The sequence below is a fragment of the Pseudarthrobacter sp. C4D7 genome, assembly GCF_013359725.1.
Taxonomy (GTDB): domain Bacteria; phylum Actinomycetota; class Actinomycetes; order Actinomycetales; family Micrococcaceae; genus Arthrobacter.
In genome coordinates, this window is sequence record NZ_JABFMW010000057.1 from 1 (window position 1) to 3,080 (window position 3,080).

Consider the following 3,080-nt stretch of genomic DNA (forward strand, 5'->3'; position numbering starts at 1 on the left):
CGGTTCTCCGGGCAATCAGCATCTGGCTAACAGCTTTAGGAGACACGCCCTAGTCGCCCTGCAGATTTCAACACGGGCAAACTTAGCGGAGCGCATGACTTTTTGTTTCCGGGAGTTCACGGTATATTCATCCCAGGCCCTCCACCGCGGCATCCCCCAATAGTCGCGGTGGAGGGTTTTCCAATGCCCTGGAAAACCCCGCCCCCGGCATCTAGGCGGCACCCGCCACCGGTTCCCTCAGCCGCCAGCCGCCGCCCAGGCCATCGCGCTGGAGATACATCGTGGTCAGCGCCGACCTGCTGTTGTTTCCCAGCCTGACCTGCACCTGCAGGACCTCGACGTCCACGCCGCTGCTGCCCTTCGGCATCCGGCGGCTGGTTTCCCACCAGTTGACGCGCTCAAACCACCTCACCGGCTCGGCACCCACGGACCATTCCCTGCCCCGGCTCAGCACCGCCGTCGGCATTCCGTCGCTGTCTGTCTGCACTATGACGTGTTCCATCCCTGCAAGCTATGGCAAGGCACCGACAATGGCGTCAGGAGGGAGGCACAACAAAAAACCCCGCTGCCTTCGCCATCAGGCGGAGCAACGGGGCTGTCCGTGGTGGGTCCTACCGGGATCGAACCGATGACATCCACGGTGTAAACGTGGCGCTCTACCAGCTGAGCTAAAGACCCAAAGTGCGTGGTTTCCGGCATTTCCTCCGCAACCAACGAACATAGACTCTACCCGACCGCGGGCCGGAAACGCGAATCCGCCGGCTTAGAGCGGAGGAAGTTCGGCGGCGAGGTAGTCCAGGGCCTGGCTGACACCGGTTTCCAGTTTGATGGTTGCCTTGTCATCGCCCCGGGTGGCACCACGGTTGATGATGACCACGGGCTTGGATTCCTTGGCAGCGTGCCTGACGAAGCGCAGGCCGCTCATGACCGTCAATGATGAACCGGCCACCACCAGGGCCGCGGCCTGGTCAACCATCGCGTAGGACCGTTCAACCCGGTCCTTGGGTACATTCTCGCCGAAGTAGACGAAGTCCGGCTTCAGCGTGCCGCCACACGCGGGACAAACTGCCACCACAAAGCTGCTGATGAGTGCCTGGTCTTCCACGGTGGCGTCGGCATCCGGGGCCATTTCCACCAACCCGCCGGCCGCCGCCCGCTCCAGGAAGCCGGGGTTGAGTTCCTCGAAGACCCCGGCAAGCAGGCGTCGGGAGTACGTGCGCCGGCAGTCAAGGCACACCACCTGGTCATACCTGCCGTGGAGGTCCACCACGTTGGAGCTGCCGGCGTCCTGGTGCAGGCGGTCCACGTTCTGGGTTATCAGGCCCGTGAGGTAGCCGCGGCTCTCAAGCTTCGCGGCGGAATGGTGGCCCTGGTTCGGGTCGGCATGGCGCATGTGGGACCAGCCGATGTGGTTCCTGGCCCAGTACCGCTGCCGGTTGGCTGCCTCCCGGACAAACTCCTGGTACGTCATGGGCGAACGGGGCGGGGAATCCGGACCGCGGTAGTCAGGGATGCCCGAGTCGGTGCTGAGGCCGGCGCCTGTCAGCAGGGCAAAGGGGGCCCCTGCGAGCAGGTCGCGGATCCGGGCCAGAACCTCGAGGTCATGGGCGGACAGCGGGGCCGGAGCCACCGGCGGCATGCTGGCGAACCCCGTTAGCCCCGTTCCCCGCCGCTGCCCAACCATGGTTTGTTAGGCCCGTTTCAGGTCCGCCAGGGCAGACCGGTATTCATTGAAGTCCCGGGCCTGGCCGCGCGGGTTCACCACGCTGTACCGGATGATGCCCTCACCGTCGATGATGAAGGTGGCTCTTTTGGCCATGCCGCTGCCGGCGTCGAAGACCCCGTAGGCCCTGGCGACGTCACCGTGCGGCCAGAAATCGGCCAGGAGGTCGAAGCCATACCCCTCCTGCGCCGCGTACGCGCGGAGGCTGAACTTGCTGTCCACGGACACGGCCAGAACCACCGCGTTTGAATCGTCGAATGTCTGCAGGTTGTCCCGGATCTCGCAAAGCTCACCGGTACAGATACCCGAGAACGCAAAAGGGTAGAAGACCAGCGCCACGTTCTGCCCGCGGAAAGAGGACAGCTTTACCGGCTCGCCGTACTGGTTGGCCAGTTCAAAATCCGGAGCTGCAGCGCCCAGTGAAGGAACAGCGCTGGAAGCGGCCTCAACCGCTGCCGTCATTTGTTCTTCCTGCTGACCAGGCGGACGGCACTCCAGTCCTTTGAGACCCCAGCGGAGGTGGTGACGTGCAGTCCCGCGGTGGGGGCCGCCTCCTGGATTTCCGCCGGCGAAACGTAGCCGTCGCGGCCTGACTTGGGAGTGAGGACCCAGACAACACCGGTTTCGCTCAGGGTGGTGAGGGAATCCATCAGGCTGTCCACAAGGTCCCCGTCGCCGTCGCGCCACCAGAGGATGACGGCGTCAGCCACCTCGTGGTCGTCCTCGTCCAGCATTTCGGAACCGGTAAGGTCCTCAATATCGTCACGCAAGTCGAAATCGACGTCGTCGTCGTAACCGAACTCCTGAATCAGATCCCCATTTTTGAAACCCAATTTTTCCGCCACATTTACCGAAGTGGCGGCGTCGGCCTCGCTCACGTGTTCCTCCAATACCTCATATATGCAGTGCGCATAGTGATTTCCATTACTCCAAGCCAACACCCTTTGTGCCCGCGCTTCAAGCTGCCGCCCCCTGGACGGCGCATATTCTGCGTCACATCCGCTCACGGCATCACCGTTTCAGGGGCTTTTCGCCACACAACCAGTATGACGAACGAAATACAACTGCAGCGCCCGGACCGCGGCTACGCATCGTGTTGCCGTCAAGGCTAGAGTGGCTGGTGACAACTATGCCTGCGGATGACATCCTTGCGACTCCGTGCAGACATAGGAGCGCTAGGAAGCTGCCCGTCACACATGACCGGGCTGTTGTAACCGATACGTCGCACACGGCGTATATACGCCGGGCAGTCACCCTGCCTGGCCTGAGTGCGCCGATTCATGCGCGCAAAGAGAGGTTGGACGTGGCTGCAGGAGAAGATACCTCCCATATCCTCAGCGGGTTGACTAACCAGCTG

General features: G+C 62.8%; 4 protein-coding genes and 1 tRNA gene. All 5 read right to left on the reverse strand.

The window, feature by feature from the left end; all coding sequences use genetic code 11:
* Positions 1–211 precede the first annotated feature (211 nt).
* The 5 genes from HNO81_RS19860 to HNO81_RS19880 all read right to left on the reverse strand — a co-directional run bounded on the left by HNO81_RS19860 (position 212) and on the right by HNO81_RS19880 (position 2,601).
* Positions 212–502, reverse strand: coding sequence for a hypothetical protein (locus tag HNO81_RS19860; protein ID WP_175319808.1), 291 nt, complete (start codon positions 500–502; stop codon positions 212–214).
* Positions 503–602: 100 nt separating this feature from the next.
* Positions 603–678: transfer RNA gene (locus HNO81_RS19865), tRNA-Val, on the reverse strand.
* Positions 679–763: 85 nt separating this feature from the next.
* On the reverse strand, positions 764–1,684 hold the full coding sequence (locus HNO81_RS19870) for an NAD-dependent protein deacetylase (protein WP_175319809.1): 921 nt from the start codon (positions 1,682–1,684) through the stop codon (positions 764–766).
* 6 nt (positions 1,685–1,690) lie between these two features.
* Entirely contained in the window at positions 1,691–2,185 is a 495-nt protein-coding gene (locus tag HNO81_RS19875) for a peroxiredoxin (protein ID WP_175319810.1), read from the reverse strand.
* Positions 2,182–2,601: a DUF3052 domain-containing protein gene (locus HNO81_RS19880; RefSeq protein WP_175319811.1), complete on the reverse strand. Its 420-nt coding sequence runs from the start codon at positions 2,599–2,601 to the stop codon at positions 2,182–2,184. Before HNO81_RS19880 ends, HNO81_RS19875 begins: the two co-directional genes overlap by 4 nt.
* Between the last annotated feature and the right edge of the window lie 479 nt (positions 2,602–3,080).

What these genes read in the sequence shown, in the direction of transcription:
- HNO81_RS19860 (WP_175319808.1), bottom strand. Translation starts at nt 502, where the DNA reads ATGGAACACGTCATAGTGCAGACAGACAGCGACGGAATGCCGACGGCG.
- HNO81_RS19870 (WP_175319809.1), bottom strand. Translation starts at nt 1,684, where the DNA reads ATGGTTGGGCAGCGGCGGGGAACGGGGCTAACGGGGTTCGCCAGCATG.
- HNO81_RS19875 (WP_175319810.1), bottom strand. Translation starts at nt 2,185, where the DNA reads ATGACGGCAGCGGTTGAGGCCGCTTCCAGCGCTGTTCCTTCACTGGGC.